Raw genomic sequence first — 22903 nt, 5'->3', positions numbered from 1 at the left:
CTTGCCTGTTGTCGTCCACAATAGCCAGTAATGCCCTTGTAGTTAAGTCGATAACGGACTGATTTTCAAATGAACAGCAGAAGAAATGAGAAATATTAATATTTACGATGGCAGAATATTTGGCATAAAAAAAACCGGAACAAGTTCCGGCTTTGATAATTATTCGATTAACGAATTAAACACGTTCGAACACAGTGGCGATACCTTGGCCTAAACCAATACACATGGTCGCTAAACCTAAGGTCGCGTCTTTGTCTTCCATCAAGTTGATCAGCGTCGTAGAGATACGCGCACCTGAACAACCCAGTGGGTGACCTAATGCAATCGCACCGCCGTTGAGGTTGATTTTGTCGTCAACCACATCCGCTAAGCCTAAATCTTTTACACAAGGTAAAGACTGAGCTGCAAACGCTTCGTTCAGTTCAATCACATCTAAATCGGCAACTGTGATACCGGCACGAGCCAGCGCTTTTTGCGTGGCTGGCACTGGGCCGTAACCCATGATAGCAGCATCACAACCAGCAACCGCCATAGAGCGAATACGTGCACGAATTGGTAAGCCAAGTGCGCGCGCTTTAGATTCTTCCATGATTAACATGGCTGAAGCGCCATCAGACAGTGCAGAAGAAGTACCCGCAGTGACAGTACCGTTAACTGGATCAAATACCGGACGCAGTGCTGCTAGAGATTCCATTGTGGTTTCAGGGCGGATCACTTCGTCTTGCAGTACTTTAATTAAGGCACCGTTAGCATCGTGACCTTCAATGCCATAGATTTCCTTGGCAAAACGGCCTTCAATCGTCGCAGCATAAGCACGTTGATGAGAACGTACTGCAAAAGCATCTTGCTGTTCACGGGTAATACCGTGCAGTTTACCCAGCATTTCAGCAGTTAACCCCATCATGCCAGAGGCTTTTGCCACGTTGTTAGCAAGACCAGGGTGGAAGTCGACACCATGGCTCATCGGCACGTGGCCCATGTGTTCTACGCCACCAATAATAAAGGTGTCGCCCATGCCAGTCATAATCGCCCGCGCAGCTTGATGGATAGCATCCATTGACGAACCACATAGGCGGTTAACCGTCACAGCGCCAGCGGTCTTTGGAATGCCGGCTAATAGTGAAGCATTACGGGCAATGTTGAAGCCTTGCTCTAGGGTTTGTTGCACACAACCCCAAATCACGTCTTCAATTAGGTTTGGGTCGAGTTGCGGATTACGCAGCAACAGACCTTTCATCAATTCGGCAGACAGAGTTTCTGCACGTACATTACGAAATACGCCAGCCTTTGAGCGGCCCATCGGAGTACGGATGCAGTCTACGATAACAGCTTGTTTCATGATTAAATTCCTTTCCCGCTAATTAGGCTTGGTAGTAGCTACCGTTATTGGCTGCTAATGTACGCATCGCATCAGTGACTTGATACAGACCGCCCAAGTGAGCATATTTGTCTGCTAAGGCCACAAAGTTTGCGACACCCATGGTATCCAAATAACGGAACACGCCGCCTCTGAATGGCGGGAAACCTAAGCCATAAACTAGGCCCATATCCGCTTCGGCTGGTGATGCGACAATACCTTCTTCTAAACAGCGCACGGTTTCGATGATCATAGGGATCATAGTACGGGCAATAATGTCATCGGCTTCAAAGGCTTTTAACTCGCCAAAGGCAGCTTTCAATAGGCCGTAGCTCGTTGGATCGACATCTTTCTTCGGTTTACCACGGCTATCGACTGAATAGACATAGAAACCTTTGCCATTTTTCTGGCCAAGACGTTTGTTCTCAAACATCACATCAATCGCATCAGTGCCTGATTTACCCATGCGATCAGGGAAACCTTCAGCCATAACGGCTTGGGCGTGATGACCTGTGTCTAAACCCACTACGTCGAGCAGGTAAGCAGGGCCCATTGGCCAACCGAATTGTTTTTCCATTACCTTGTCGATTGCAGCAAAGTCGCCACCTTCGGCAAGTAAGCCGTTAAAGCCTGCAAAGTAAGGGAAGAGTACGCGGTTAACGAAGAAGCCTGGGCAATCGTTTACCACGATTGGGGTTTTGCCCATTTTGCTGGCGTAAGCCACAACAGAGGCGATGGTTTCTTCAGAGCTGTGCTCACCACGGATAACTTCGACCAACGGCATTTTGTGCACTGGGTTGAAGAAATGCATACCGCAGAAACGCTCAGGTTTCTTCATGCTCTTAGCGAGCAAGTTGATTGAAATCGTTGAGGTGTTTGACGCGATAATTGCATCTTCACTCACATAGCCTTCAACTTCGGCTAAAACCTGTGCTTTAATTTTTGGATGTTCAACAACGGCTTCAACGACGACATCACTGTGTTTGAGCGCAGCATAATCTAATGAAGGCGTGATGTTGTTCAGCACTTTGGCCATTTTTTCTGGCGTTGAACGACCACGAGCAACTTGGGCAGACAGCAGTTTGGCGGCTTCATTGAGACCTAAATCTAATGCTGGCTGGGCAATGTCTTTCATGACAATCGGTGTGCCTTTGCTGGCACTTTGGTAGGCTATGCCACCGCCCATAATACCAGCACCTAATACGGCAGCGTTTTTCACTTCTTTGGCTAATTTACCCGCTTTTTTCGCTTTGCCTTTAACGAATTGATCATTAAGGAAGATACCGATAAGCGCTTTAGCAACGTCAGTTTTAGCCAGTTTGATAAAGGCTTGATGCTCGATTTGGAGTGCTTCGGTGCGGCCTTTAGTCGATGCTTGCTCAATCACGCTTACTGCGGCCATTGGTGCAGGGTAGTGTTTACCCGCAACAGCAAACACCATGCCTTTAGCTGTGGTGAATGACATCATAGCTTCAAGTTTTGGCAGTGTTAGTGCAGACAGCTTGCGGTTACGACGCGCTTGCCAATCCAACTTTTCAGCAACAGCATCTTTGAGCATTTGAATCGCAGCCGCTTCTAATGCTTCTGGCGCAACCACAGCATCCACAGCACCGACTTTCAGTGCATCTTCAGCGCGTTGGTCGTTACCTGTGGTGATCCATTCAAGTGCGTTATCTGCACCAATCACACGTGGCAGACGAACTGTGCCGCCAAAGCCTGGGATGATGCCGAGTTTAGTTTCAGGTAAACCGATTTTGGCTGTGGTATCTGCGATACGAAAATCCGTTGCCAGAATGGTTTCACAGCCGCCACCTAAGGCAAAGCCTTTGATTGCAGATGCTGTTGGGAAAGGTAAGTCTTCGAGTTTGTTGAAGACAGCGTTGGCTTGTTCAACCCAAGAGAGCAGTACGGCGTCATCTTGTGCGAATAGGCCTAAAAATTCGGTAATGTCGGCACCCACAATAAAGGTATCTTTACTTGAGGTCAGCACTAACGCTTTGATATTGGAATTTTGCTTGATGCTGTCTAATGCGGCATCGAGCGAAGCGAGGGTTTCTCTGTCGAATTTGTTCACCGAACCGGGTGCGTTAAAGCACAGCTTGGCAATATTATCCTCGAGTAACTCAACTTGAATTGTAGGACTTTGGTAGATCATTGCTTGCTTCCTTTTGGCTTAAAAGTGATACCCACCATTATGTGTTGGTGCTAGTACGACTCTCTATCTCACAGCAGCTTCGGCCATCATTTGACCAGTTGTGTGCCAGTGTGCTTCGAAATTCGATAAATTACAACACCCAATTTAAACGACTGTTTAATTTCTTGTCGGCTAGAGTGATTTTTCACCTTTGTGATACACTGCACAGAGTGTAGAACACCTAGAATGCGTTAAATCACTTTGTGGATAAATAGGTCTTTGTGGCTGTTTTCCTTAGACGTTTAAACGCTGTAGCAATGCTAGGGTTGAATAGAATTATTAAAAATAATCATGATGTTATCGCTTTAATGTTCTTTATTGAGCAGCCATGTATTTTAGATTGAGTGACAGTTTAACGTTTTGATTGAATCTGTTGTTCATGATCAGATTAAGATTATGTGGGCAAATTTGGCTCATAATATTAACTTTTATTCATTGCAGGAGATGACAAATGGATCAGTTGGCTCATCACTATTGTGCCCATATTGCCGAGTTAAACCGCCGAGTCGCAGAGATTTTGTCTCGAGAAGCCTTGTCTGGTTTAGTGATCCATTCGGGTCAGCCGCATCGGATGTTTTTGGATGATATCAATTATCCCTTTAAAGCAAACCCGCACTTCAAGGCATGGTTGCCAGTGTTGGATAATCCGAATTGCTGGTTAGTCGTCAATGGTCGCGATAAGCCGCAGCTGATTTTTTATCGTCCTGTGGATTTTTGGCACAAAGTATCCGATGTGCCGGATATGTTCTGGACCGAGCATTTTGATATTAAGCTGTTAACTAAGGCCGATAAGGTCGCTGAGCTGTTACCTAAAGACACAGTTAATTGGGCTTATTTGGGTGAGCATTTAGATGTAGCCGAAGTGCTGGGTTTTACCAGTCGCAATCCCGATGCTGTGATGAGCTATTTGCATTACCACAGAACCACTAAAACTGAATATGAATTGGAGTGTATGCGCCGCGCCAACCAAATTGCGGTGCAGGGACATTTGGCGGCTAAAAATGCGTTTTATAACGGTGCGAGTGAGTTCGAGATCCAACAGCATTATTTATCTGCCGTGGGCCAGAGCGAAAATGAAGTGCCCTACGGCAATATTATCGCTCTTAATCAAAATGCGGCGATTTTGCATTACACCGCGCTTGAGCATCAAAGCCCCGCGAAACGTTTGTCTTTTCTTATCGATGCGGGCGCGAGTTACTTTGGCTATGCGTCTGATATCACTAGAACCTATGCATTCGAGAAGAATCGTTTCGATGAGTTGATCGCTGCGATGAATAAGGCGCAGCTTGAGCTTATCGACATGATGCGCCCCGGCGTGCGTTATCCTGATTTACACTTAGCTACTCACGCTAAAGTCGCGCAAATGCTATTGGATTTTGATTTAGCCACGGGGGATGCCCAAGGTTTGGTTGATCAAGGCATTACCAGTGCTTTCTTCCCCCATGGTTTAGGCCACATGTTAGGTTTACAAGTGCATGATGTGGGTGGCTTCTCCCACGATGAGCGCGGTACCCATATCGCGGCGCCCGAGGCCCACCCATTCTTGCGCTGCACCCGCATTTTAGCGCCAAACCAAGTACTGACTATGGAACCTGGGTTATACATCATAGATACTTTGCTTAATGAGCTTAAACAAGATAGTCGTGGCCTGCAGATCAACTGGCAAACCGTTGATGAGTTAAGGCCTTTTGGCGGTATTCGTATCGAAGATAACGTCATAGTGCATCAAGATAGAAACGAGAATATGACCCGTGAGCTCGGCTTAGCCGATTGATGTTTGAAAATAGATTAGGGCGAATTCGTGCTCGAAAGTTATAACGTTCCCTGTGATGAAATCGTCATTGAAGAAGAGATAAAGCATAGTCGCTTTATCTCTTTTCTCTTTCATTGCGATAGTGTCGATAAATTAAAGTTAGTACTTACTGACATAAAGCGTGACTATCCCGGCGCAAGCCACTATTGCTCAGCTTTTGTTGCTGGCGCACCGGATGATAGCGTCTTGATTGGTTCGAGTGATGACGGTGAGCCCGCTGGCAGTGCAGGCCGCCCTATGTTAGCTGTATTGCAAGGGGCACATATTGGCGAAGTTGGCGCTGTTGTCGTGCGTTACTATGGCGGTACTAAGCTAGGCGTAGGTGGACTCGTTCGGGCTTATACGTCGGGCTTAAGGCAAGGCTTGATTCAATTACCGAAGCAACTCAAACAGTTACGGTATCCCGCCAAGTTGCATTGTGATTATGCGCAGCTGCGCGATGTCGAGCATCTATTACAGCAAGTGGATGCCGTGATCATTGATAAGCAATTTGCCGCAGCGGTCGATATTGTGTTTGAGATAGGGCGAGAGCAACAGGCATGGCTTTGTGAGTCGCTGGCGACACTGAGTCAAGGAAGTTTGAGGCCCGAGTTTGAGCTGTGATGCCTGCGTAAATTATGCCAAAATAGCCCAAATGCTGAAAATACCTTTACAGCCAATGGAATAATTGAACTCGCGTAATGCAATATAAAACCATAATTAGAATCATAGGCCTGCTGATTGGTTTATTTTCAATCACTATGCTGCCACCAGCACTGATCGCTGTTTGGTATAACGATGGCGGCGGCACGGCGTTTATGCAGGCATTTTTTGTTAGCCTATTTATTGGTTTTTGGCTCTGGTATCCGAACCGCCACTGCAAAGAAGAATTGCGTACGCGAGAGGGCTTCCTGATTGTCGTGCTGTTCTGGACTGTACTGGGTTCTATTGGTGCCTTGCCGTTTATCTTTTCGAGTCAGCCAGACTTAAGCTGGACAGACAGCTTCTTTGAATCTTTTTCTGCGTTAACCACCACCGGAGCCACTGTCATTGTCGGGCTCGATTTTTTACCTAAGGCCATTTTGTTTTACCGCCATATGCTGCAATGGCTTGGCGGCATGGGGATTATTGTGCTCGCTGTGGCTATTTTACCTGTGCTCGGTGTGGGAGGAATGCAGCTTTATCGCGCAGAAATTCCGGGGCCAGTGAAAGACAGTAAGATGACCCCGCGGATAGCCGAAACCGCTAAAGCACTGTGGTATATCTATTTACTGCTAACGATTTCCTGCGCGACGGCTTATTGGTGGGCGGGCATGAGTATTTTTGACGCCATTTGTCATTCATTTTCGACCATAGCCATCGGAGGTTTTTCGACCCACGATGCCAGTATGGGCTATTTCGATAGTCCTACTATTAATCTTATTTGTGTGTTCTTTTTAATTGTTTCTGCGGTTAACTTTAGCGTGCATTTTGCGGCATTCTCACGACGTGGGATTAACGTTAGAGTCTATTTTAAAGATGCTGAATTTAAGATGCTGGTGGCGATTCAACTTATTCTCACAGCGATTTGCTTCTTCACGCTTTATCGTTCTGGTATTTATGATTCGCCAGAAGAAACCTTAGATCATGCTTTATTTCAGGCAGTTTCAGTTGCCACTACGGCTGGATTTGGCACTGATAGCTTCCATCTGTGGCCATTATTTTTACCCATACTATTAATGTTTTCGAGTTTTATCGGTGGCTGTGGTGGCTCAACTGCGGGTGGGATTAAGGTCATTCGAGTAATTTTACTGCTGTTACAGGGTTCCCGTGAATTGAAACGACTCGTTCACCCTAAGGCAATGTTTTCGATTAGGATTGGCTCTAAAGCCTTACCCGACCGCGTGGTTGATGCTGTTTGGGGATTCTTTTCTGCCTATGCGCTGGTGTTTGTGATTTGTATGCTTGCACTCATGGCGATGGGATTAGATGATATTACGGCTTTTAGTGCCACGGCGGCATGCTTAAACAACTTAGGCCCAGGTTTAGGTGAGGTAGCGAGCAATTATGCCAGTATTGGTGATGGAGCCAAGTGGGTATTGGTCGTGGCTATGCTGTTTGGTCGCCTCGAAGTATTTACCTTACTGATTTTGTTTACGCCAACTTTTTGGAAGAATTAATCATGCAGACGTTAATAATCTATTCGACGATAGATGGCCAAACATTGGCAATTTGCCAAAAAATGAAGACGATTGCTGAACAGGCGGGAGAGCAGGTTTCGCTCGCCACATTAGAGCAGGCGGAAGCGTTGAGCTTAGTGGATTTTGATAAAGTGCTGATTGGTGCCAGTATTCGCTATGGTAAACATAGACCAGAGCTTTATCAGTATGTGAACCGCCACCATGCAGTGCTAGATACTAAGATTAATGGTTTTTTTACCGTTAACGTAGTGGCGCGCAAACCCTTAAAAAATACGCCTGAAACCAATCCTTATATGCAAAAGTTTCTCAAGCTTTCACTGTGGCAACCCCAGCTGTTAGAAGTGTTTGCGGGCAAGATTGATTACCCTAAATACGGTTTCTTCGACCGGACCATGATACGTTTTATCATGTGGTTGACTAAAGGGCCAACGGATATCACTGGCACTTTTGAGTTTACCGATTGGGCAAAAGTCGATGCCTTCGGTAACCGTTTTAGCCAACATTAAAAACCATTAAGCCCTAATCACTTGCAAGAGGTTAGGGCTTAAATTTAGGCTAATTTTGCAGTGTTAGGCTGCGCAGTAGCGGCTATGCAGAATCGAAATCACTTGGGTGACTTGCTCGTTCTTGAGTTTATAGTAAACAATCTGCGAGCTCTTACGGGTATCCACGAGATCTTCTGCGCGTAATACGGCTAAATGCTGGGATAGGGCCGACTGGCTTAATGGCACTGTGGCGTTGAGCTCGGTTACGCTCAACTCTTTGTCTAGTAATAGACATAAAATCATTAGGCGATAAGGGTTCGCTATGGCCTTGAGCCATTTAGCCGCACTTTCCGCATTAGTTACCATTGCATCTACATCTATATCATTTTGCATAAGGTCACTCACTTTATCGCTTTTGATTAGATAATTCTAATTGAACACATGTGTTTACGCAATCATACTGCTCGGCAATGCAGATCTCAATTTTTGCATCTCAGAATATGAGATACGACTGATTTGTGATCCTATCAGAGGTTTATTTAACGTAACCTTGCCACAATGGTGGTATTACTCAGTGGATCGGGAATTGCCTATGACACGCGTCCTCGTACTTTATTTTACCCGTGGTGGCCATACGGCCAAGATTGCCAGTGCAATTGCCGAGCAATTAAGATTTCGTGACGCTAAGGTTGACCTCATCGATATCAACAGTGCTGCAGCGACTTGTATTAATTGGCCAGATTATGATGTCGTTGCCTTAGGTGCCTGCGTGCTCTATGGCACCTATGATAAGAGCGTTTTTCAATTTATTGAGCAGCATGCACAGGCTCTGGGCGCATTGCCAAACAGTTTTTTCTGCGTCAATGTTGTGGCGAGAAATCCTGAAAAACGTATCCCTGCAAATAATAAATATCTGCAAAAGTTCATTGCGTTATCGCCATGGACGCCTGCTGATCTTAAAATTATTGCGGGCAAAGTGGATTATCCTTCATGGCCTTGGTATGACAGATTGGCGATTCAGTTGATTATGAAGATGACTAAGGGTCCAACTGATCCTAAGTCAGTTATCGATTATACCGACTGGGCAGATGTGAAAGTTTATGCTGATCATCTATTGGAATTAGTCGACGTTACCGCTATTTAGGACGGGTCAGGCTTAATAAAAAGGCGCTTAACAAGTTAAGCGCCTTTTTAGTATTTAAGCTCTACTGAATTAGTACTTCCAGAAACTCGGGTGGAACAACACCGCCACGGTTAAGATTTCTAAACGACCGAGGAGCATGCCGAGTGACAACGCCCATTTAGCGACATCGGGTAGCGTTGAGAAGTTACCTACAGGTCCAATAATCGGGCCTAAACCAGGGCCAACGTTAGTGACTGCCGTAATCGCGCCCGTGAAACTGGTCATAGGATCGAGACCCGTGAGCACTAAAATCACTGACAAGCCTACAATCACCATCACAAACAGCAGTACGAAAGTGATCAGAGAGCGCACGATATCATCACTGATGATGCGGTTGTTGTAACGTTCCCTAAAGATACCGTTTGGATGACATTGCTGTTTCAATTGCTCGCGCATAATGGCCCCAGCAATTTGAAAACGGAAGATCTTAATCCCGCCCGAAGTTGAACCAGAGCAACTACCGACAAACATTAAAAACAGGAAGGCGATATTGGCAAAGGCGCCCCAAGCACCGTAGTCCGTTAAGCCATAACCTGTAGTGGTGACTACCGATACCACGTTAAAGCTGGATAAACGCAGTGCATCTAGAAGCTCAATGTCGCGGGTTTGCCACAGCCAGAAGCCAATAGAACAAGAGACAAATGTGAGGAAAAATAAGAAGCCTTTGACCTGAGCATCGTTCCAAATCCGTAGATCCCTTTGCTGTATGGTTTGTACAAACATGAGTAGTGGCAAGCCACCTGCTGCCATAAAGAAAATCCCAACCCAGTGTGCAGAGTTGGAGAACGCCGCCATTGAGCTATCTGAGGTCGAGTAGCCACCAGTCGAGAGGGTGGTCATTGCATGATTGATGGCCTGAAACCAAGTCATTCCCGCCAGATGATAGGCAACACAGCAGATACTCGTTAGTAAAATATATATAAAGAATAAATACTTAGCCATGCTTTGGGTGCGAGGCACTGCTTTATCGCTCCAATCGGATGATTCAGTGCGGAATAGCCGCATCCCGCCAACGTTTAAGAAGGGCAGAATCGCCACCGCCATTACGATAAAACCAATCCCACCTAGCCATTGCAATAAAGAGCGCCAGATTAAGATACTGTGATCCATAGTATCCAACCCTGAGAGTACAGTAGAACCTGTGGTCGTGATGCCGGACATGGTTTCAAAGAAGGCGTCGGTATAACCAATACCGTGATAAAGGGTAAATGGCATGGCCGCGAATAGGCTTACGATCAACCACGTTAGGCTGGTTAGCAGGAACATATCGCGGATATTGAGGTTAATGCTTTTGCTCTGGCCATTGTGTAAACACAGGCTTGAGCTAATGCCTGTGACTAATGCCGACACCATAAAAGAGCCCACCGTTTCCTCACCTTTGTATGCGGCGAGGAGCAGTGGGATCAGCATGAAAGCTGTCAGCATGGACAAAAAAAGCCCTAAAATAAACAATAGCGGTCTAAAGTTCAGCATAAGTTGGCTTACTAAGGTTCTTAGAAGAAGAAAGCACTTGGTTGGAAAAGCTTCTCGACTTCGCCGACAAACTTTTTATTCACTAAGAACAAGATCACGTGATCCCCTTGCTCTATCACGGTTTTGTCGTGGGCCATTAGCACTTCATCATTGCGGACAATGGCACCAATCGTTGTCCCCGGTGGCAACTTAATATCACCAATGGCTTTGCCAACGACTTTAGAAGTGCTGGCATCTCCGTGGGCGATGGCTTCAATTGCCTCGGCCGCCCCACGACGTAGAGAGTAAACGTTACAGATATCACCCTGACGAATATGAGTTAATAGTGCTGAAATCGTCGCTTGTTGTGGTGAGATTGCAATATCGATGTTGGCTTCTTGCACTATATCCACATAGGCTTCGCGTTGAATAAGCACCATGACCTTTTTCGCGCCCATACGTTTTGCTAGCAGGGCGGACATAATATTGGCTTCGTCGTCATTGGTGACCGCAATAAATACGTCGGTTTGGTCTATGTGTTCTTCGAGCAGTAATTCTTGATCTGAGGCATCACCGCAGAACACTGTGGTATTTTCCAACTGCTCCGATAATGCTTCTGCACGTTCTAATTTATGCTCAATTAGTTTGACCGAGTGGGTGCGCTCAAGGCGTTTTGCTAAACCTAGGCCTATGTTACCGCCACCGGCGATCATAATGTTGCGGTAGGAGTTATCGAGCTTTTGCATTTCGCTCATGACAGCGCGAATGTGGCGACTGTCTGCAACGAAGAAGACTTCATCATCGGCTTCGATAATGGTCGTTCCGCGAGGCATAATAGCGCGGCCTTGGCGGAAGATCGCCGCGACCCGGGTATCAATATTGGGCATATGCTCGCGAAGTGCCGCTAATGCATTTCCCACCAGTGGGCCGCCGTAATAGGCTCGAACAGCCACTAGGCTCAAGCGGCCTTCGGCAAATTCAAGCACTTGTAATGCGCCTGGATATTCTACGAGTCGCTGGATGTAAGCGGTCACTAACTGTTCAGGGGCGATTAATTCATCGATTACGAAGCCGCCGCGGGGGCGACCGTCGCTATTTTTGGTTTCACTGTCGATAAAGAGTTTATCGCGCATCGCCAAATACGGTTCTGAGCGGATACGGGCAATTTTAGTCGGCGTACCAAAAAGGGTATAGGCAATCTGGCAGGCAGCCATATTGCATTCATCACTATTGGTTACGGCGATAAGCATGTCGGCATCTTCTGCGCCCGCTTCTCTGAGCACATCAGGGTGAGCGGCATGGCCCGCTACGACGCGAAGGTCATATTTATCTTGCAGGGCGCGTAATCTGGATTTGTCATAATCGACAATGGTGATGTCATTGTTCTCACCCACCAAATTTTCGGCCAAGGTTCCCCCGACTTGACCCGCACCTAATATGATAATTTTCATGGCCTTGCTTACTTCCTAATCAGTCGCTTTCAATAAACGGGCATAATAAAACCCATCCATATTGTCTTGTCCTGGCGTGATTTGCCAACCTATATCCTGTGGCGAATTTTGCTGGGCAAGTGTGTCTAGCTTAGCATCTACCGTTCTATCTAAAAACGCACTGATCTGGTCGCGATTTTCCTGCGGTAAAATCGAACAAGTGGCATAAAGAAGCGTGCCACCGGGTTTTAGCCACTTCCAGCAATGATCGAGAATTTGCTGTTGTAGTTCAGCCAACTCTTCGATGTCATGGTTTTTTCGCAACCATTTAATATCGGGATGGCGGCGGATCACTCCTGTGGCTGAGCAAGGCGCGTCCAGTAAGATACGATCAAATTGTCCGCCTTGCCACCATGAGTCTATGTTGGCCGCATCACCATGGATAAGCTCCGCTTTTAATGATAAGCGGTCAAGGTTCTGTTGCACACGTTCAAGGCGTTTAGCATCAAAATCAACAGCGACTAATTTGATACTCGGCTCAAGTTCGAGTAAGTGACAACTTTTGCCACCGGGTGCCGCGCAGGCATCGAGTATTAATTCATTCGCTTGCGGGGCAAGTAATGTCGCCGCCCATTGTGCCGCGCCATCTTGCACTGATGCAGCACCTTCATGAAAGCGTGGCAGAATGGCGACATCCTTTGGATGCGCTAGGAGAATGGCATCGGCACTGCTGCCTTCGCTCGCTTCAATGTCGATTTCGGCTAGGGCTGCGAGGTATTCGGCACGGCTCTGGGATAAGCGATTGTTACGCAGCCACATGGGCGGGCGTTCATGGCTTTGTTGAATGATGTCTTGCCACTGCTCGGGATAGGCTTCTTTTAAGCGCTTAATTAACCAAGCGGGTGTGTTATAGCTTAAGGTATCTGATCCAGTACTTAGCGGCGATAGCTGGCGCTGAATATTGCGCAGTACACCATTAACCACTTTGACCATGCCTTCAAATTTTAATTGGCGACAGGCTTCGGCAGTTTCTGAAATTGCGGCGTGGCTTGGAATACGAGTGAAGTACAGTTGATAGCAACCTACGATCAGGAGCTGGTGGATAATCCTTTGTTTGCCTTTAAGTGGTTTCTCTAGGCATTCACTGATGCGTTTTTCTATTTGCGGCAGAGTGCGCATCACTCCATAGCAGATCTCGGCAAGTAGGGCTTTATCTTTGCCGCTGGCAAGATGCTTTTGTTGATCAGGCAATGCCACTGACAGTGACACGCCTTTTTCTAATACTTCGAAGATGGCTTTCGCAGCTAGCGCGCGCAAGTTCATGATTATTGTGCCTCGTTTGCGAGGCGAGTATTCGGGCTAAACCATTCACCTCGAGCATTGAGAATATCGGCAACATTGAGTGGCTTTTTCCCCGGAAGCTGCATACTCAGCAGGGTTAACACACCATCAGCGGTGGCAACGTCTATGCCTTTTTTGCTGGCGCTGATAATAGTACCTGGAGCGGCTGTGCTGGTGGTTTCGCTGACTTGAGTTTGCCACACTTTTATAGTGTTACCTTGGTGCTCAAAGTAACTCACAGGCCAAGGATTAAAGGCACGGACTTCTTGCCATAACTGTTTAGCGGATTTATTCCAGTCGAGTCTAGCTTCTTCTTTGCTGAGTTTTTCTGCGTAGTTCGCTAAGGCTTCATCTTGTTTTTCAGCGGCTAAGGTGCCATTTGCCAAACCTTCGAGTGCTTGCAATAGGGCAACGGGACCTTGTTCTGCCAGTTTCTCGTAAAGGCTGGCTGACGTGTCGTTATCTTCGATCGGCAGATAGGTTTTAAGCAGCATGTCACCTGTATCTAAACCCACATCCATCTGCATAACGGTTACGCCAGTTTCTTTGTCGCCGGCCCAAAGTGCGCGTTGGATCGGTGCGGCACCGCGCCAGCGTGGCAAAATAGAACCATGAACGTTAATACAACCTAAACGCGGTGTATCTAACACGACTTTTGGCAAGATCAGACCGTAGGCTACGACCACCATGATATCGGCGTTGAGTGCGGCAAGTTCTTGTTGCGCGGGTTCTTTACGTAATGAGCCGGGTTGAAACACTGGAATACTATTGGTGATAGCGAGTTCTTTTACTGGGCTGGCGGTCAGTTTCTTGCCGCGGCCAGCAGGTCTATCGGGCTGAGTGTAAACGCCAATCACATTGTGGTGTGAGTTTAAAAGTGCTTGTAAGTGGCGAGCGGCAAAATCCGGTGTTCCGGCAAAGATGATGTTGAGTGGTTTCAAATCTGATCCTATGCTTCTTTGGCGTCCAATCGGGCCGCTTTTTCAAGTTTTTGTTTGATCCGCTGACGTTTTAGCGGCGACAAATAATCGACAAACAATTTGCCTTTGAGGTGATCCATTTCGTGTTGAATACAAATGGCAAATAACTCATCGGCTTCAACTATAAATTCGTTACCGTGCCTGTCTAAGGCTTTTACCGTGACAAATTCGGCGCGATCGACTTTGGCGTAAATCCCCGGAACCGACAGGCAACCTTCTTCATTGCAGAAGTCACCGCTGCTGGCGATAATTTCAGGGTTGATAAACACTTTTGGTCGTTCGACTTCATCCTGTAAGTCCATGACAATAAGTTGTTTATGGTAATCAACTTGGGTCGCGGCCAGACCGATACCTTTTTCTTGGTACATGGTTTCGAACATATCATCAATTTGAGTCTGCAGCTCGGCATTAAACTCTGTGATGGGTGTGGCTTGTGTTCGTAATCTTTCGTCAGGGAATTGTAATACTTTTAATAGTGTCATACATAAACTCTTAACAAGTCTGTCAAATCTCTGCCAGTTAGTTATACTGACTGATGCTAATGAGTTAATTTTAATCTTTAGTGCCTACCAATAACAGTAAAAGCTCAAACTAAGAGTTAAACAACATGGAAATACCCATGAAACGGTTAATTTTACTCGCGTTAATGACATTCAATTGCACGTTTGTTGCCGCAGATACCCTGACGCTTAAGGCGGGGCATCCTGAGTCATATGTAGTGAAAAAGGGCGATACTCTTTGGGATATCTCCGCCGCGTTTCTGAATGACCCATGGAAATGGCCAAGTCTTTGGGATGTAAACCCACAAATTGCTAATCCCCACCTTATTTACCCTGGCGATCAACTCACTCTGGTATTTATTGATGGTCAGCCCCGCCTTGTGCGTAATGGTGCTACTGTTGATAGTGTTAAACCCCATGTAAGAAAGAGTCCCGAGGGACGTGTCATTGCTAAGAGTAATGCTATTCCAGCCGTTGATTTAGCCTTGATTGAACAATATTTAGTGCAGAATCGGGTCGTCGAGACTCACTGGCTTACTGAGCAACCTATGGTGCTGGCAGGTGAAAGTCCATCGCGTCACCATATTGTGGGTGATGTGATTTATATTGATGCTGAACTGCCAATAAACCAAAAATATGGTATTTACGAACGCGGTCGCGAGTTTTTCAATAAAGAGTCAGGCGAAGCGTTAGGACAAGAAGCCATTTTGTCGTCTACTGGGCAAGTGATTGAGTCTGGTAAGGTTTCAAAAATTAAGTTGCTAACGAGCTTTCGCGAAACCAAAGCGGGCTTCAGAGTATTGCCGATGGAAAGTGATTCCTTGATGTCAGCTTACTTTACTCCTAAACCTGCGGAATTAAAGATACCGGCTTTAGTGTTAGCGACAGAATCAAATTTGCGTGAAGCGGGTAAGTTGAATGTCGTGTACTTAGATAAAGGTACTCAGGATGGCGTCGAGCCTGGGGTGGTATTTTCTATTTACCGTGATGGTGAGGTTATTGTTATCAACAATGATGGTATGCCGGTTCCTGCAATTGAACGTACTGCCTATGATAACCTAATGGCGTCAGTCTCTTCGGATCGTGCAGTTAAGATGCCGGATGTTTATCATGGTAAGTTGTTAGTGTTTAAAGTGTTTGATAAGGCGAGCTTAGGTTTGATTGTCTCCACCGAGCGGCCTGTTCGTGTCGACGATAAGTTAATCGCCCCAGAATCTTTAGCCTTAAGAGGTCTATAATCTCTGAAAATTTGGTCGATTGGTTAGTTGTTTGTGCTGTATCTGGGCTAGGACCCGCTCGGATCCAACAATTATTAACGCACATGGAAGTGGACGACCTCAGACAAAGGTTAGAGCATGAGAGACAAGCGCTACCTTTATCAGATCATCTGCTCCATAGCCTTGTTATTGATTATCAAAAAGTGGATGTCGCCCTCGAATGGCAACAGCAAGCCGCCGATCATCATCTGCTTTGTTTCTCTGATCCGCTTTATCCCCCATTATTAAAACAACTCTCAGATCCGCCCGCCGTCCTGTTCGTTAAAGGTTGCTTAGAGGTGTTAGCCCTTCCTTATCTTGCTATTGTTGGCAGTCGTAATGCTTCTCCTGGCGGATTGCAGGTCGCTTATCAGCTGGCTGCTGAGATGTCCTCAATGGGATTTGGTATCTGTAGTGGCATGGCGATGGGGATTGATGGGGCGGCCCATAAAGCCTGTGTTGACCATCAAGGGCGCACTATTGCCGTACTAGGAACGGGCATAGAGATCATTTATCCACGAAAACATCGACAGCTTTATCATGATATTCAGCGGCAAGGCTGTATACTTAGCGAGTTTTGGCCCGATACTGGTCCCTTTGCGGGTAATTTTCCGAAACGAAATCGCATTATTAGCGGTCTATCTTTAGGGACACTTGTGGTTGAAGCCTGTCGCAAAAGCGGCTCTTTAATCACTGCTAGGTTGGCGATGGAACAAGGGCGTGAGGTGTTTGCCGTTCCGGGCTCAATCTTAGGTGGTTACCATCAAGGCTGTCATGATTTATTACGTGATGGAGCAAAGCTTGTGGAAACTGCTGCCGATATAGTGGAAGAGTTGGCAAGTTTAACCGCTTTCCACCTTGAAGAATTGAAGTTATGCCACCATATACAGCAAGGCGAGATTTGTAATTTGCCATTTTCGTCTCTGTTAGCTAGTGTAGGTTATGAAACTACATCAATTGATGCAGTCGTTGAACATAGTGGAAAAACGATAGATCTGGTGTTAGAACAAATGCTTGAACTTGAGTTGCAAGGTTGGGTAATAGCAGTACCCGGTGGTTACGTCAGAGTAAAGAGGAGCTAGCCATGTTTGATATCCTCATGTATCTATTTGAAAACTATGTTCACAGTGAAGTTGAACTACTAGTTGATGAAGACGAGTTAACCAAGGAACTCACTCGTGCCGGATTTCATCAATCCGAGATTTTAAAAGCGTTAACTTGGTTAGAGCGCTTAGCTGAATTACAAGAAGGGGATAAACCTTATCTTTGTAATCACGATCAGCATTCGTTTCGTATCTATACAAAGGACGAAATGGACAAGCTGGATGTGGAATCCCGCGGTTTCTTGCTGTTTTTAGAGCAAGTTAAAGTGCTGAATGTCGAAACCCGTGAAATGGTGATCGATAGAGTTATGGAGTTGGATGAACCAACCCTGATTTTAGAAGATCTCAAATGGGTTATCTTAATGGTGCTGTTTAATGCTCCTGGCCATGAGTCCGCTTATGAGCAAATGGAAGATTTAATCTTCGAACAGCCCGAAGGCCGACTGCATTCTTAATTGTTGTGAAAGATGAATTATGAGAGAAAGGAGGCTAAGACCTCCTTTTTTGATGCCATAAATTCCTTGATGGCACTGCGCTTGATATCCTAATGCGCTACGACAGGTGGTGAATGATTATGTCTAAGATTGATGAACAATTATTTAGTGCCCACGAACACGCACTGGAAAAAGAATACGAACTTTGTCCCGAATGTGGCAGCGAGTTATCGGTTAAACACAGTAAGCACGGCGGTTTTATTGGCTGTAATAATTACCCTAGCTGTAATTACACTCGACCCTTAGTGCAGCACGAATCTATTGAAACTCAAGTGATTGAAGGTTCTGTATGCCCTGAATGCGGTCACGAACTGGCAGTAAAGTCAGGGCGCTTTGGGATCTTTATTGGGTGTACTCAATATCCTAGCTGCACGCATATTGAAAAACAGGATCAAGCGAGTGATAAGCCTGACATTCCTTGCCCTGAATGCAAAGCGGGTAAGCTTGAGCACAGAACGAGTCGCTTCGGAAAGAGTTTTTATGCCTGCAGTGCTTACCCTAAGTGTAAGTTTATTGTGAATTATCCTCCGGTTGCTGAAGCTTGCCCGAGTTGTGGTTTTGGGATCTTAGTCGAGCGTAAAGGTGCGGCTGGGATGCGTTTAGAATGCCCGCAAAAAAGCTGTAAATACAAAAGACCACTTTAGTTTATTGTGTGACCTGCATCTTAATATTTGGCCGATGAAAGTGGCTTGCGTATAATCCTCGGCTGACCGCTGATGGGGCGGTCAGTATTCGAATTTATCCAATAATTTGATTGTTGAAATCGACAATACTCAAAAGGTGATCCTAAGATGTTGCAGCTGCACCCATCTGACATAAAAGATATTGTGCTTAACGGTGGTGTTATCGCTTATCCAACCGAGGCGGTTTATGGCCTAGGTTGCGACCCAGATAATGACACCGCTATCCAAAAGTTATTGGCGGTAAAACAGCGCCCATGGCAAAAAGGACTGATCTTAGTCGCCAGTGATTTTCAGCAGCTTTTAGCTTATGTTGATGAATCGCAATTAACGGCTGAGCAGCTCGAGTTTGCATTTTCCAAGTGGCCGGGGCCTTTTACCTTTGTAATGCCAATCAAAGCGCAGGTTTCAAAATACCTCTGTGGTGAATTTGACTCTATCGCAGTGCGAGTATCTGCCCATGCTGGAGTGCAAGCCCTGTGCCGCGCGCTCAATAAACCTTTAGTGTCGACTAGCGCTAACCTTGCGGGTGAAGATCCAGCATTAACTGCCGATGAAATTCTCGCAGATTTTACAGGTAAAATTGATGCACTCGTATTAGGTGAACTCGGTGAGCAACGTCAGCCCTCGACCATTATCGATGCGCGAAGCGGTAAGATTTTACGAAATGGACAATGAGCAAACTAATAATAAGGATAACAAGATGAGTGTGCCTGATGTTGCAGTGGTAAAAGCGTTTTTAATCGATCTACAAAACCGAATTTGTGCTGGTTTACAGGCGCTGGATGGCCAAGCCACGTTCGCCGCCGATTCATGGACTCGCGCTGAAGGTGGTGGTGGTACTAGCCGAGTATTAACCCAAGGTGCTGTGTTCGAGCAAGCAGGGGTTAACTTTTCCCATGTGACTGGCGCTGCTATGCCTGCGTCGGCTACGGCGCATCGCCCTGAGTTAGCGGGTCGTAGTTTTGAAGCTATGGGCGTTTCTTTAGTTATTCATCCTAATAATCCTTATATCCCAACGACTCATGCCAATGTGCGTTTCTTTATCGCGCAAAAAGAGGGCGCCGATCCCGTGTGGTGGTTTGGCGGTGGCTTTGATTTAACGCCTTATTATCCGTTCGAGGAAGATGTGCGCGAGTGGCACCAGACTTCTAAGGATATTTGCGCGCCTTTCGGGGATGAGGTTTATCCCAAGTATAAAAAATGGTGCGATGAGTATTTCTTCCTACCGCATCGTAATGAAACCCGCGGCGTGGGTGGATTGTTTTTCGATGACTTGAATCAAGAAGGATTCGAGCAAAGCTTTAGCTTTATGCAAGCTGTAGGTAATGGCTTCTTAACGGCCTATGCGCCGATTGTCGAGCGTCGTAAAGAGACTAAATTTGGTGAGCGTGAGCGCGAGTTCCAACTCTATCGTCGTGGTCGTTATGTTGAGTTCAACTTAGTCTACGACAGAGGCACTTTGTTTGGCCTACAGACAGGTGGACGTACCGAGTCTATCTTAATGTCGATGCCGCCATTAGTGCGTTGGCAATATGCTTATACACCAGAGGCGGGAAGCCCAGAGGCAGATTTGTACGATAATTACCTCAAACCCCGCGACTGGGTTTAGCCAGTAATCTTATAAAGTGGATAGAGCATCCACTTTATTGATTACGCATATGATCGGCCAGAGTTGAAATCGCCTCAAAAATGGCGGCTCGATGCTCTGGCTTTTTAATGTTCTCTTCAATCGCAAACTTCATACAAAACAGCCATTGATCGCGCATCGCCTCATCAATATCGACATGCATGTGTCGTGCTCGCAATGCGGGATGACCATATTTTTGCTGGTAGAGCTGTGGTCCGCCGAGCCAGCCACTTAAAAATTCGAATAGCTTCTGCTCAGACTCCGCAATGGGCGCCCTATGAATGGCAAGCAGTGTTGTCGTTTCTGCCGAACTTGCCATCTTCTGATAAAAACATTTAGTGATAGCGCGGATCACCTTTTCGCCGCCGATTAAGTCATAGGCGTTAGATTGGCTCGGATCGCGATCATCCTGCGGTGGAGTGTGTTTGCTAAAAATCTTTTTAAGCCAGTTCATTGGAATAGTCGTTCACTAAAATAGAGAGTATTGAGCCGATGGCGCATTATAGCGTGAAACCCAACGTGAAATTTAGTTGAACATAATTCGTCTTGCCTAGGCTCAAAAGCGCGGTAGACTGCAAAGCCATTGAACCTAAAATTTAATATCGCTATGACAGACAGATACGCAGTGTTTGGCAATCCAATTAGCCACAGTAAATCGCCGTTCATCCATGGACAATTTGCCGCGCCCACCCAAGAGTTATTAACCTATGAAGCCATTCTTGCTCCGGTCGATGGTTTTGAAGCCTCTCTGACGGCGTTTTTCAATGCGGGCGGCAAGGGCGCGAATGTGACAGTGCCTTTTAAGGAGCAAGCTTTTGCGCTGTGTGACAGTCTCAGCCCAGAGGCCAAGCTTGCTGGCGCGGTAAACACCTTAAGTTTATTGGCCGATGGCACTATTCGCGGTGATAACACCGATGGTTTAGGGCTGGTGGCCGATCTCATCGCTAACTTAGGCAGCCTGCAAGATAAGCGCGTGTTACTTATTGGTGCTGGTGGTGCGGCGCGCGGTTGTATTCTGCCGTTATTAAATGCGGGAATTGCGCAGCTGATCATCAGTAATCGCACTCACACTAAGGCACAGCTTCTGGTCGATATCTTTACTTCGGTGGATAACGGTGCTTTCGCAAATAGAGTCACCGCCGTAGAAATGAATGAGCTTGTGGGCGAGTTCGATGTCATCATCAATTCAACCTCGGCGAGTCTTGCGGGCGAGTTGCCAATTTTGCCTGCGCATATTATCACCACCCAAACTGTTTGTTATGACATGATGTATGGCGCCTCGGTCACCGCTTTTAACCAATGGGCGCTATCTCAAGGTGCAGCTAAGGTTATTGATGGGCTCGGCATGTTAGTCGGACAAGCGGCTAAGAGTTTTACCCTATGGCGAGGTATCGAGCCCGATACTCAAGTGGTATTAAATCTTTTGAGGGATAAACTAATGGCCGAACCTAAGTAGGAAGCATGAATCAAAGTATTCTTTTTCCCGAACTGCAATATTGGGACGACGCCCACAAGCGAGTCTGCTTTATCGCGCAGTCACAGGGGATGAACATTAAGTGCTATATCAGTGTGAATAAGTTAGCCGAGCTGAATGATTTCGAACAGCCGAGTGCCAATGAAGCCGCTGCTATGCTGGCATTGTTTGATGCGGTGAGATTTGATGCCGAAGAAATGGCGGAAGACTTAATTGAAGCCGAAGAGTTTGATGAGTTTGGGGCAGTACACTTAGGCTAAACTTATCGAACTCAGATAGTTTTCTGAATCAGCGAATAGCAAAAGGCGGTAGAGACTCAATGAGTCTCTACCGCCTTTCTTATATAGCTATAGTGACACTAAGCGACTAACTATAAGAGATTAGCTATAAGTGATTAGATGTTTTGTAACTCAACTAAGTATTCGTTTTTCAGTCTGACATAGTTGTCGGCAGATTCTGGCAAAAAGGCAATTTCGGCAGGCGTTAATGGGCGAGCCTGCTTAACTGGGCTGCCTACATATAAATAGCCACTCTGTAATACCTTGCCCGGTGGCACTAAAGAGCCCGCACCTAAGATCACATCATCTTCTAAAATCGCACCGTCGAGAATAATTGCACCCATGCCTACTAATACTCGGTTACCGACTTTGCAACCGTGAAGCATAGCCTTGTGACCAATAGTCACATCATCACCAATAATCAGTGGATGACCATCGGGACGAGCAGCTGACTTACGCGTTACATGCAATATGCTACCGTCTTGTACGTTCGAGCGCTTACCAATACGAATATGGTTAACATCACCACGCGCTGCCACCATAGGCCAAATACTGGCATCAGTATCTAACACAATATCGCCAACAAGCACCGAAGCTTCATCTACATATACGTTATTGCCTAATTGAGGATGAATACCTTGGTAAGTTCTGAGTGGCCCTGACATAGAAAAGTCCCTAATTGAGTGGTTTTTAGCATTATAAAGGTTAAAAACTAGCGGGTCAGGTCAAATATCCAACGAACAGTGAGAAAATGACAATTATCTTAAAAATAGGGGTTGCGGACTTTCTCAATCTCCCTATAATGCGCATCCACTGACACGGCAGACAGCGAAAGCCAGCTGACGAGTTAAGTTGAATTGAGTCGCTTTTAAGCACTTAATTCAATCGTAGCAAGAAGTTGTAAAAACTCCTTGACGCGAAACGGGAAATGCGTAGAATACGCAGCCCTAGCCAACTGGAAGCGTTCGGCGCTCAGTGTGGTGCTCAAGTTCTCTTACGAATATTGAGTTGCTCTTTAACAAGATAAAACAAGAAATCTGTGTGGACACTCACAGGTGTTGAGTTAATCGAAACTGCTTAACCTTCGGGTTGGC

Annotated in this window: 23 protein-coding genes; 13 read left to right on the top strand and 10 right to left on the bottom strand. The window is 46.2% G+C overall.

The window, feature by feature from the left end; all coding sequences use genetic code 11:
• Nucleotides 1-175 precede the first annotated feature (175 nt).
• Together fadA and fadB are read right to left on the bottom strand one after the other, a co-directional pair.
• On the bottom strand, nt 176-1339 hold the full coding sequence (gene fadA / locus KO531_RS20095; protein ID WP_014609502.1) for an acetyl-CoA C-acyltransferase FadA: 1164 nt from the start codon (nt 1337-1339) through the stop codon (nt 176-178).
• A 22-nt stretch (nt 1340-1361) separates the two neighbouring features.
• Nucleotides 1362-3512 carry a fatty acid oxidation complex subunit alpha FadB gene (gene fadB / locus KO531_RS20090; RefSeq protein ID WP_219235738.1) on the bottom strand — a complete coding sequence of 717 codons (2151 nt, stop codon included), beginning with the start codon at nt 3510-3512 and terminating at the stop codon, nt 1362-1364.
• Between the two features lie 490 nt (nt 3513-4002).
• Between fadB and pepQ the strand changes: the two genes are divergently transcribed.
• The 4 genes from pepQ (at nt 4003) to hemG (KO531_RS20070) (ending at nt 8029) form a co-directional block, all read left to right on the top strand.
• Nucleotides 4003-5325, top strand: a complete 1323-nt coding sequence (pepQ, locus tag KO531_RS20085) for a Xaa-Pro dipeptidase (RefSeq protein WP_219252095.1) — start codon at nt 4003-4005, stop codon at nt 5323-5325.
• Nucleotides 5326-5352: 27 nt separating this feature from the next.
• Nucleotides 5353-5967 (top strand): YigZ family protein, encoded by a 615-nt coding sequence (locus tag KO531_RS20080; protein WP_219252094.1) that lies wholly within the window; start codon nt 5353-5355, stop codon nt 5965-5967.
• A 77-nt stretch (nt 5968-6044) separates the two neighbouring features.
• On the top strand, nt 6045-7502 hold the full coding sequence (locus KO531_RS20075; protein WP_105250821.1) for a TrkH family potassium uptake protein: 1458 nt from the start codon (nt 6045-6047) through the stop codon (nt 7500-7502).
• Between the two features lie 2 nt (nt 7503-7504).
• Entirely contained in the window at nt 7505-8029 is a 525-nt protein-coding gene (gene hemG, locus KO531_RS20070) for a menaquinone-dependent protoporphyrinogen IX dehydrogenase (RefSeq protein ID WP_219252093.1), read from the top strand.
• Between the two features lie 63 nt (nt 8030-8092).
• On the opposite strand, the gene KO531_RS20065 is transcribed toward hemG (KO531_RS20070), so the two are convergent.
• Nucleotides 8093-8401, bottom strand: coding sequence for a metalloregulator ArsR/SmtB family transcription factor (locus KO531_RS20065; protein ID WP_105250823.1), 309 nt, complete (start codon nt 8399-8401; stop codon nt 8093-8095).
• A gap of 199 nt (nt 8402-8600) precedes the next feature.
• On the opposite strand from KO531_RS20065, the gene hemG (KO531_RS20060) reads away from it, so the two are divergent.
• Nucleotides 8601-9152, top strand: coding sequence for a menaquinone-dependent protoporphyrinogen IX dehydrogenase (hemG, locus tag KO531_RS20060; protein WP_113941396.1), 552 nt, complete (start codon nt 8601-8603; stop codon nt 9150-9152).
• Between the two features lie 69 nt (nt 9153-9221).
• Here the strand turns inward: hemG (KO531_RS20060) and KO531_RS20055 are convergent, their stop codons facing one another.
• The 5 genes from KO531_RS20055 to def are packed head-to-tail and all read right to left on the bottom strand — an operon-like array spanning nt 9222 to nt 14876.
• Nucleotides 9222-10664: a TrkH family potassium uptake protein gene (locus KO531_RS20055; protein ID WP_113941395.1), complete on the bottom strand. Its 1443-nt coding sequence runs from the start codon at nt 10662-10664 to the stop codon at nt 9222-9224.
• 20 nt (nt 10665-10684) lie between these two features.
• A complete protein-coding gene (gene trkA, locus KO531_RS20050; protein WP_105250826.1) occupies nt 10685-12094 on the bottom strand; it encodes a Trk system potassium transporter TrkA in 1410 nt (469 codons plus the stop codon).
• Nucleotides 12095-12109: 15 nt separating this feature from the next.
• A complete protein-coding gene (gene rsmB, locus KO531_RS20045; protein ID WP_219252092.1) occupies nt 12110-13396 on the bottom strand; it encodes a 16S rRNA (cytosine(967)-C(5))-methyltransferase RsmB in 1287 nt (428 codons plus the stop codon).
• Nucleotides 13397-13398: 2 nt separating this feature from the next.
• Nucleotides 13399-14355, bottom strand: a complete 957-nt coding sequence (gene fmt / locus KO531_RS20040) for a methionyl-tRNA formyltransferase (RefSeq protein WP_219252091.1) — start codon at nt 14353-14355, stop codon at nt 13399-13401.
• Nucleotides 14356-14363: 8 nt separating this feature from the next.
• Nucleotides 14364-14876 (bottom strand): peptide deformylase, encoded by a 513-nt coding sequence (gene def, locus KO531_RS20035; RefSeq protein WP_206766142.1) that lies wholly within the window; start codon nt 14874-14876, stop codon nt 14364-14366.
• 125 nt (nt 14877-15001) lie between these two features.
• On the opposite strand from def, the gene KO531_RS20030 reads away from it, so the two are divergent.
• From KO531_RS20030 to hemF, 6 genes are all read left to right on the top strand, one after another.
• Entirely contained in the window at nt 15002-16132 is a 1131-nt protein-coding gene (locus tag KO531_RS20030; RefSeq protein WP_219252090.1) for a LysM domain-containing protein, read from the top strand.
• 83 nt (nt 16133-16215) lie between these two features.
• The gene (gene dprA / locus KO531_RS20025) at nt 16216-17232 is read left to right on the top strand and encodes a DNA-processing protein DprA (RefSeq protein WP_219252089.1); all 1017 of its coding nucleotides are present in this window, start codon (nt 16216-16218) and stop codon (nt 17230-17232) included.
• A 2-nt stretch (nt 17233-17234) separates the two neighbouring features.
• On the top strand, nt 17235-17708 hold the full coding sequence (locus KO531_RS20020) for a DUF494 family protein (protein ID WP_006083793.1): 474 nt from the start codon (nt 17235-17237) through the stop codon (nt 17706-17708).
• 119 nt (nt 17709-17827) lie between these two features.
• The gene (locus KO531_RS20015; protein ID WP_105253028.1) at nt 17828-18391 is read left to right on the top strand and encodes a type I DNA topoisomerase; all 564 of its coding nucleotides are present in this window, start codon (nt 17828-17830) and stop codon (nt 18389-18391) included.
• Nucleotides 18392-18538: 147 nt separating this feature from the next.
• On the top strand, nt 18539-19105 hold the full coding sequence (locus tag KO531_RS20010; RefSeq protein ID WP_219252088.1) for an L-threonylcarbamoyladenylate synthase: 567 nt from the start codon (nt 18539-18541) through the stop codon (nt 19103-19105).
• Nucleotides 19106-19130: 25 nt separating this feature from the next.
• A complete protein-coding gene (hemF, locus tag KO531_RS20005) occupies nt 19131-20039 on the top strand; it encodes an oxygen-dependent coproporphyrinogen oxidase (protein ID WP_219252087.1) in 909 nt (302 codons plus the stop codon).
• A gap of 34 nt (nt 20040-20073) precedes the next feature.
• On the opposite strand, the gene KO531_RS20000 is transcribed toward hemF, so the two are convergent.
• Nucleotides 20074-20511, bottom strand: coding sequence for a group II truncated hemoglobin (locus KO531_RS20000; RefSeq protein WP_006083789.1), 438 nt, complete (start codon nt 20509-20511; stop codon nt 20074-20076).
• Between the two features lie 153 nt (nt 20512-20664).
• Between KO531_RS20000 and aroE the strand changes: the two genes are divergently transcribed.
• Nucleotides 20665-21513 carry a shikimate dehydrogenase gene (gene aroE / locus KO531_RS19995; protein WP_219252106.1) on the top strand — a complete coding sequence of 283 codons (849 nt, stop codon included), beginning with the start codon at nt 20665-20667 and terminating at the stop codon, nt 21511-21513.
• Between the two features lie 5 nt (nt 21514-21518).
• On the top strand, nt 21519-21791 hold the full coding sequence (locus KO531_RS19990; protein ID WP_219252086.1) for a DUF1488 domain-containing protein: 273 nt from the start codon (nt 21519-21521) through the stop codon (nt 21789-21791).
• A 134-nt stretch (nt 21792-21925) separates the two neighbouring features.
• Here KO531_RS19990 and KO531_RS19985 read toward each other — a convergent pair whose 3' ends face one another.
• Nucleotides 21926-22474, bottom strand: coding sequence for a gamma carbonic anhydrase family protein (locus KO531_RS19985; RefSeq protein WP_219252085.1), 549 nt, complete (start codon nt 22472-22474; stop codon nt 21926-21928).
• Between the last annotated feature and the right edge of the window lie 429 nt (nt 22475-22903).

Source organism: Shewanella sp. NKUCC06_TVS (assembly GCF_019345515.1).
Classification (GTDB): Bacteria; Pseudomonadota; Gammaproteobacteria; order Enterobacterales; family Shewanellaceae; genus Shewanella; species Shewanella oncorhynchi.
Note: the sequence above shows the minus strand (reverse complement) of the source record. Positions and strands in the feature narration are given on the sequence as shown.

What these genes read in the sequence shown, in the direction of transcription:
- KO531_RS20010 (WP_219252088.1), top strand. Translation starts at nt 18,539, where the DNA reads ATGTTGCAGCTGCACCCATCTGACATAAAAGATATTGTGCTTAACGGT.
- KO531_RS20020 (WP_006083793.1), top strand. Translation starts at nt 17,235, where the DNA reads ATGTTTGATATCCTCATGTATCTATTTGAAAACTATGTTCACAGTGAA.
- aroE (WP_219252106.1), top strand. Translation starts at nt 20,665, where the DNA reads ATGACAGACAGATACGCAGTGTTTGGCAATCCAATTAGCCACAGTAAA.
- trkA (WP_105250826.1), bottom strand. Translation starts at nt 12,094, where the DNA reads ATGAAAATTATCATATTAGGTGCGGGTCAAGTCGGGGGAACCTTGGCC.
- dprA (WP_219252089.1), top strand. Translation starts at nt 16,216, where the DNA reads ATGGAAGTGGACGACCTCAGACAAAGGTTAGAGCATGAGAGACAAGCG.
- pepQ (WP_219252095.1), top strand. Translation starts at nt 4,003, where the DNA reads ATGGATCAGTTGGCTCATCACTATTGTGCCCATATTGCCGAGTTAAAC.
- def (WP_206766142.1), bottom strand. Translation starts at nt 14,876, where the DNA reads ATGACACTATTAAAAGTATTACAATTCCCTGACGAAAGATTACGAACA.
- KO531_RS19990 (WP_219252086.1), top strand. Translation starts at nt 21,519, where the DNA reads ATGAATCAAAGTATTCTTTTTCCCGAACTGCAATATTGGGACGACGCC.
- KO531_RS20075 (WP_105250821.1), top strand. Translation starts at nt 6,045, where the DNA reads ATGCAATATAAAACCATAATTAGAATCATAGGCCTGCTGATTGGTTTA.
- hemF (WP_219252087.1), top strand. Translation starts at nt 19,131, where the DNA reads ATGAGTGTGCCTGATGTTGCAGTGGTAAAAGCGTTTTTAATCGATCTA.
- rsmB (WP_219252092.1), bottom strand. Translation starts at nt 13,396, where the DNA reads ATGAACTTGCGCGCGCTAGCTGCGAAAGCCATCTTCGAAGTATTAGAA.
- fadB (WP_219235738.1), bottom strand. Translation starts at nt 3,512, where the DNA reads ATGATCTACCAAAGTCCTACAATTCAAGTTGAGTTACTCGAGGATAAT.
- KO531_RS20055 (WP_113941395.1), bottom strand. Translation starts at nt 10,664, where the DNA reads ATGCTGAACTTTAGACCGCTATTGTTTATTTTAGGGCTTTTTTTGTCC.
- KO531_RS20065 (WP_105250823.1), bottom strand. Translation starts at nt 8,401, where the DNA reads ATGCAAAATGATATAGATGTAGATGCAATGGTAACTAATGCGGAAAGT.
- KO531_RS20030 (WP_219252090.1), top strand. Translation starts at nt 15,002, where the DNA reads ATGGAAATACCCATGAAACGGTTAATTTTACTCGCGTTAATGACATTC.
- KO531_RS20015 (WP_105253028.1), top strand. Translation starts at nt 17,828, where the DNA reads ATGTCTAAGATTGATGAACAATTATTTAGTGCCCACGAACACGCACTG.
- hemG (WP_219252093.1), top strand. Translation starts at nt 7,505, where the DNA reads ATGCAGACGTTAATAATCTATTCGACGATAGATGGCCAAACATTGGCA.
- fadA (WP_014609502.1), bottom strand. Translation starts at nt 1,339, where the DNA reads ATGAAACAAGCTGTTATCGTAGACTGCATCCGTACTCCGATGGGCCGC.
- KO531_RS20000 (WP_006083789.1), bottom strand. Translation starts at nt 20,511, where the DNA reads ATGAACTGGCTTAAAAAGATTTTTAGCAAACACACTCCACCGCAGGAT.
- hemG (WP_113941396.1), top strand. Translation starts at nt 8,601, where the DNA reads ATGACACGCGTCCTCGTACTTTATTTTACCCGTGGTGGCCATACGGCC.
- KO531_RS19985 (WP_219252085.1), bottom strand. Translation starts at nt 22,474, where the DNA reads ATGTCAGGGCCACTCAGAACTTACCAAGGTATTCATCCTCAATTAGGC.